The organism is Nonomuraea maheshkhaliensis, assembly GCF_039529435.1.
In the GTDB taxonomy this organism is placed as follows: Bacteria; Actinomycetota; Actinomycetes; order Streptosporangiales; family Streptosporangiaceae; genus Nonomuraea; species Nonomuraea maheshkhaliensis.
This window is the reverse complement of record NZ_BAAAMU010000113.1, coordinates 24,253-30,538: the sequence shown is the minus strand read 5'-3', so window position 1 is coordinate 30,538 and position 6,286 is coordinate 24,253. Positions and strand designations below refer to the sequence as shown.

Annotated in this window: 5 protein-coding genes; all 5 read right to left on the bottom strand. The window is 73.6% G+C overall.

Annotated features, from left to right (window positions below; translation table 11 throughout):
* On the bottom strand, positions 1-264 hold a 264-nt coding region (locus tag ABFX54_RS44375; protein WP_346113020.1), incomplete at its 3' end, for an ATP-binding cassette domain-containing protein.
* Positions 261-2,075, bottom strand: coding sequence for a dipeptide/oligopeptide/nickel ABC transporter permease/ATP-binding protein (locus ABFX54_RS44370; RefSeq protein WP_346113018.1), 1,815 nt, complete (start codon positions 2,073-2,075; stop codon positions 261-263). The genes ABFX54_RS44375 and ABFX54_RS44370, both read right to left, overlap by 4 nt.
* Positions 2,075-3,016, bottom strand: coding sequence for an ABC transporter permease (locus ABFX54_RS44365; protein ID WP_346113016.1), 942 nt, complete (start codon positions 3,014-3,016; stop codon positions 2,075-2,077). The genes ABFX54_RS44370 and ABFX54_RS44365 overlap by 1 nt, the downstream gene beginning before the upstream one ends.
* Positions 3,017-4,600, bottom strand: coding sequence for an ABC transporter substrate-binding protein (locus tag ABFX54_RS44360; protein WP_346113015.1), 1,584 nt, complete (start codon positions 4,598-4,600; stop codon positions 3,017-3,019).
* A gap of 91 nt (positions 4,601-4,691) precedes the next feature.
* A complete protein-coding gene (locus ABFX54_RS44355) occupies positions 4,692-6,281 on the bottom strand; it encodes a PucR family transcriptional regulator (RefSeq protein WP_346113013.1) in 1,590 nt (529 codons plus the stop codon).
* Positions 6,282-6,286: the final 5 nt, after the last annotated feature.

Genomic DNA, 6,286 nt, shown 5'->3' with positions numbered 1-6,286 from the left:
GCCCGCGCCCTCGGCGATGGTCCTGCCGACGGTCATGCGCGGGTTCAGCGAGGCGTACGGGTCCTGGAAGACCATCTGCACCCGGCGGGCGCCCTCCACGACGCCGGTGTGGGGCACGAGCCCGCACACGGCCCTGGCCAGCGACGACTTGCCCGATCCCGACTCGCCGACGAGCCCGACGACGCCGCCGTCGGGGATCTCCAGCGTGACGTCGTCCACGGCGGTGAAGGCGCCGAAGCGCACGCTCAGGTTCTTGATGATCATTTGACCTCCCAGCAGGCGACCCGCTGCCCGGGGCCGTGCGCGACGAGTTCCGGCCGGTCCGATTCGCACCGGGCGGTGGCCAGCGGGCATCGGGGGGCGAACGCGCACCCGGGGCCGATCTGGCCGGGCGCGGGCTGGGTGCCGGCGATGCCCGCCAGCGGCGTGGAGCGGTCGGTGTCCAGGTCGAGCAGGGAGGCGATGAGCGCCTTCGTGTACGGGTGCGCGGCCCCGTCCGCCAGCCGGCCCGCGGGCAGTTCCTCGACGACGCGGCCCGCGTACATGACCACGACCCGGTCGCACAGCTCTCCCACGACGGCGATGTCGTGGGAGATGAACAGGATGGCCGCGCCCGTCTCCTCGACGACCTCGCGCAGCAGCCGCAGGATCTGCCGCTGCACGGTCACGTCGAGCGCGGTCGTGGGCTCGTCGGCGACGATCAGGCGCGGCGTGCCCATGAGGCCCATCGCGATCACGGCGCGCTGCCGCATGCCGCCGGACAGCTCGTGCGGGTGTTGTTTGGCGCGGCGGTCCGGTTCCGGCAGGTGGACGTGGCCGAGCCGGTCCACGGCGCGGCGGTGCGCCTCGGCGCGGTCGGCGCCGTCGTGCACGATGGCCACCTCGGCCAGTTGCCCGCCCACCTTGAGCGCCGGGTTGAGCGCGGCGAGCGGGTCCTGGAAGACCATGGCGAGCGCGGTGCCGAGCTCCTTGTCCGACAGCGTGGCGACGTCCCTGCCGCCCAGGCGGAGCGCCGCGTGCGTGACGGTGCCCGGATAGGGGACGAGGCCGCCGATGGCGGCCGCGGTCAGGCTCTTGCCGCTGCCGGACTCGCCCACGAGCCCGACGATCTCGCCGGGCGCCACGGTCAGCGAGAGCTGCCGCACGGGGGTGACGCCGCCGGGGAAGGTGACGGTCAGGTCGCGCACCTCCAGCAGCGCGCCGGGGTCGGGCTCGCCCGCGTCTTCAGCGGGGGGCGGGGGCGGTGTCTTCTCGCGGGTGACGGACGTCCGCGCGGCGGCCCTGGCCAGGGCGTCACCGAGCAGGTTGAAGCCGATCCCGGCCAGCGCGACGGCGGCGGCAGGGCCGAGCGCCACCTCCGGCGTGACGTAGATGCGCGGGAAGCCGTCGAACAGCAGCCGGCCCCAGTCGAAGTCGGGCGGCTGCACGCCGAGCCCGAGGAACGACATCCCGGCCAGGCCGAGCAGCGCGCCGCCGAGCGCCTGGGTGAGGTTGAGGATGAGCGGCTCGGCGATGTTGGGCAGCACGTGCCTGGTCAGGATGAGGCGGCGGGGCACGCCGAGCATGCGCGCGGCCGAGACGTAGTCGGAGTTCGCGACGGTGGCCGCCAGCGTCTGGGTCAGGCGGGCGAAGCCGGGGGCGATGGCCGCCCCGATGCCGAGCACCGCGCCGCGCGCGCCCAGCCCGGTGACGACCGCGGTGAACATGGCCAGCAGCAGCCCGGGGAAGGCCACCAGGGCGTTGACCGTGCCGGTGGCCAGCCGGGCGGCGCGCCTGGGCAGCACCGAGGGCAGGGTGCCGAGCACGATTCCGGCCGCGGCGCCGATGGCGGTGGCCGCCAGCGCCAGCAGCAGCGAGTAGCGCCCGGCGACCAGGACCCTGGCCAGCAGGTCGCGGCCCAGGTTGTCGGTGCCGAGCGGGTGGCCGGGCGAAGATCCTTGGAGGATGGCGGCGGCGTCGATGCGCACGGCCTCGTCGCCCCAGATGGGCGGGCCCACGACGGCCAGCACGGCCATCGCCGCCACGATGACGGCCCCCGCGACTCCCGGCGCGTTCCTGCGCGACCAGCCGGTCATCAGGCCTCCTTGATGGCGGACGTGGGGTCGAGCGCTCCGAGCACCAGGTCGACCGCGAGGTTGACGACCAGCACGAGGGCGCCGTAGACGAGGATCACGCCCTGAGCCACCGGATAGTCCTTCTGCGTGATGGACTCGACGATCTTCAGGCCGAGCCCGGGCCAGGCGAAGACGTACTCGACCAGCACGCCGCCCGCGATGAGCGAGGTGAGCAGCAGGCCGCCGACGGTCAGGGTGGCGGTCAGCGTGTTGGGCAGCACGTGCCGCAGGTGCAGCCGGGCGGCGGGCAGCCGTTTGGCGCGGGCCAGCCGCACGTAGTCCTTGCCGAGCTCGCGCAGCGTCTCCACGCGCGAGATGCGGGCGATCATGGCGGCCGGGCCCAGCGACAGGGCCAGGACGGGCAGCACGTACGTGAGCGGCCCCGCCTTGCCCGCGGGTGGGAACCAGCCGAGCGCGATGGCGAAGACGGTCACGAGCGCGATGGCGTACAGGAACTCGGGCACGGCCACGGCGGTGCCGGTGGTGGCGCTGAAGCCGAGCTCGGTGCCGCGGTTGCGGCCGTTCTCGGTGCGGACGGCGGCCCACATCCCGAGCGGCACGGCGAGCAGCAGCGCCACGGCGGTGGCGAGCAGCGCCAGCGACAGGGTGTTGGGCAGACGGCTGACGATCACCTCGCTGACCGGCTCGCCCGTGAGGAACGAGGTGCCGAAGTCGCCCGTCACGACGCCGGAGACGTACGTGAGGAGCTGCTCCGGCAGCGGCCGGTCGAGGCCGAGCGCCGTCCTGCGGGCCTCGACCAGCTCCACGGGAGCGGCCGGGCCCAGGGCGGCGCGTACGGGGTCGCCGGGGATCAGGTGGATCATCGCGAACGACACCACCATGAGCACCCCCAGCGACACCGCGAACCGCACCAATCGCCGCACGCCGAGACGGCGGGTCATCTAGCCTCCCTGCGTGAGCCGGATCGAGGCGGGCACGAACACCCCGGCGTACTGCTGGTACGTGGCGCCCTTGGTGGCCTGGAGCACGGTCTGCTCGACCACGGGCACCAGGTCGCCCGAGTCGAACAGGGCCGACTCCGCCTCCAGCCACTTCGCGCAGCCCTCGGTGGCCGGGACCCGGCCGGCCTCGGCGACGAGCTTCTCGTACGTCTTGTTCGAAAGGTGCGCGAAGTTGGCGCCCTTGGGGGCGGCGGGGCCGGACAGGAAGCCGATGAGCTGGCTCGGCAGCGTGACGCCGATGGGCAGCCAGACGACGTCCCAGTCCTGGGTGGCGTTGAGCGATTCGGCCAGCTTGGTGTCGATCTGACCGTTCAGCTTCACCTCGACGCCGACCTTGCGCCAGGCGGCGGCCAGGTACTCGGCGGCGGCCTGCGTCCCGGCGCCCTTGGTGGTGGCGTAGAGGTAGCGCAGGGTGAGCCGCTTGCCGTCCTTGACCCGCACGCCGTCGGGGCCGGGCGTCCAGCCCGCCGCGTCGAGCGCGGCCTTGGCGGCGGCCTCGTCGTAGGCCGGCACGTGCCCGGCGACGGAGTCGCCCTGGCAGGGGCGGGGGTGCAGGACGAGGCCGGTGGCGGGCTTGCCGGTGCCGCTGGTGGCGATCCCGGCCAGCTCCTTGAGGTTGACGGCCTGGGTGAGCGCCTTGCGCACGGCGGGGTCGTGGCCGGGCCGGTCGTCGCCCTGGTGGTAGAAGAACTGGCCGTTCTGGACCGGTTCGACCGTCTTACCGATGCCAGGGGCGGCCTCCAGGCGGGCGCGGTCGGGGCCGATGACGACGGCGCCGTTCAGGCCGCCGGAGATGAGCAGGTTGGCGGCGGTCTGCTCGTTCGGCATGATCTTCACGACCACGTTCTCCGGGATGTCCTTGCCGGTGCCGCCCTCCTGGCCCCAGGCGTACTCCCTGCGGGCCTTGAACGTGTAGTGGTCGCCGGGCACCGCCTCGGTGAGCTTGTAGGGGCCGCTGCCCGAGGTGCCGCGCTGCAGCAGCGAGCGGTCCTTGAGACCCGCGCCGCAGACGACGTAGAGCGAGCGGGCGGTCTCCAGGATGAAGCTGAACGGCTCCGGCATCGACAGGGTCACGGTGCCGGCCGCCTCGTCGGCCTCTGCCTTCATGCCGGCGGGCACGATCACGCCGTAGATGGGCGACTTGGTGGCGGGGTCGGCGATGTGGTTGACGCTGTCGGCCACGTCGGAGGGTTTGACGGGCGAGCCGTCGGAGCAGGTGGCGTCCTTGCGCATGGTGAAGGTGACCTTGTCGGGCTCGACCTCCCACTTCTCCGCCAGGAGGGGCACGGTCTTGCCGTCCTTGGAGACGCCGACCAGGGTGTCGTAGGCGAGGGACAGCGTGGTGATGGTGACGTTGAGCACGGCCCCGGAAGGGTCGAGCACGCCGGGGTCGGCCGAGAGGGCGTAGGTGAACGTGCCGCCCCCGGCCGGCCCGCCACCTGCTTCGCCACCCCCTTCTGTGCCTCCGCAGGCGGCCGCGAGCAGGGCGAGCGCGGTGAGGGCCGCCGCTATCGGTGTTCTCATGGGCACTCCAGACGAGCGTGGGGGAGAGCACCACCTTCTCCGCTCACCCCCGGCCCCTTCTTCGTGGCCGGTCACGAAAAAGCCGGGGCCGCTAGTGCTGACGTCCGAAGATCCTCATCTGCAGCATCACGGTGAGCCTGGCGTCGGGGTCGGACAGGTCGAGACCGCTGATCTCGACCAGGCGTTTGAGCCGGTAGCGGAAGGTGTTGGCGTGCACGTGGACGCGGGCGGCGGCCTGGTTGACGTCGCCGAACGCGTCGAGGTAGGCCCCCAGCGTGGCGGCCAGCTCGGTGCCGTGCTCGGCGTCGTGGTCGAGCAGCCGCTGATAGGGGCCCGTGGGCGCCTGGTCCTCGGCAGCGGCCACGTCGGCCACCTGGAGCAGCAGCGACTCGAAGTGCACCTCGGTGTATCCGGCGGCCCGGCCGGCGGTGCCCCCGGCGCGCAGCACGCGCAGGGCGCGGTCGTCGGCGGCCCTGGACCTGGCGACCTGGGCGAGGCTGAGTGCGAGGCGGCCGACGCCGATGTTGGCCGCGTGGCGGGGGCCGACCCTGGCCAGGAAGCTCTCGGCCACGCGTACGGCCCGCGCCTCCTCGTCTCCGCCGGCGGCCAGCGGCAGCACCGCGTACGCGACGGAGCCGACCAGCGCCTCGGCGGCCTTCGGGTGGATGGCGGCGACGTGCAGCGCGAGCGCGTCGCAGAAGCGCTGCCTGTCGCTCTCGCCCTGCGCCGGGTCGGCGGGCACGCCCGCGAGCTGGGCGGCCAGCACGCACAGGCGGGTGGTCGCGATGCCGAGCCGGCCGGCCGCCTCGGCCGCGTCGGATCCGCCGGCGAGGACCGTGGACAGCAGGTCGGCGCGCAGCCGCCGCTGGGTGTCGGCCCCGGCCCGCTCGCGCAGCAGCTGCAGCGCCACGATCTTGGCCGCGTCGGTGAGCGCGCGCTGCCGCTGCGGGCTGAGCGGCTCGTGCACGACCGCCCAGATGGAGCCGAGGATCTCGTCGCCGACCCGCACGGCCATGGCGGCCCGGTTGACGATGTCGTCGTCGTCGAGCTCGATGTGGATCGGCTCGTGGCTCTGGTAGAGGCGCTTGAAGACGCCCTGGGCGTCGAGCTGGCGCAGGTAGCGCTCGGGCACCTGCAGCCCCAGCACGGTCTCGACCCGGCCGGGGTCGGTCTCGTCCTGGCGTCCTGAGAACGCCAGCACCCGCGAGGACCTGTCCTCGATCGTCACGGGCGCGTCCAGCAGCGCACAGACGGCGTTGGCCAGGGAGAACAGGTCGCCGTAGGCGCCCTCCCCCGGCTCGGCCAGGTCGCCCTCGGCCAGCAGGGAGCGCAGCAGCGCCGCCACCTGCGCCCAGGAGGCGGCACGGGTGAGGCCGAGCACGGCCACGCCGGTCTCCAGCACGGCCGCGCGCACCCGCTCGTCCACGTCCACCGGCAGCTTGACGACCATGCCGGTGGCGTGCGGGGCCCGGGCGAGCAGGGCGCAGATGTCGTCCGCGCCCTGCACGCCGACCGCGAGCAGGATCGCCCCCGAGGGGACGATCAGCTCGTCGAGCGGGTCGTAGATGTGCACCCCCGTCACCTCGGCGTCGAGCGAGCCGGGGGATGCGGCCACGTCGAGCACCGTCGTGCCGAGGTCGTGCAGGATCCGCCCGAGACTGGCGCGTGGGCGGTTCTTCATCCGGT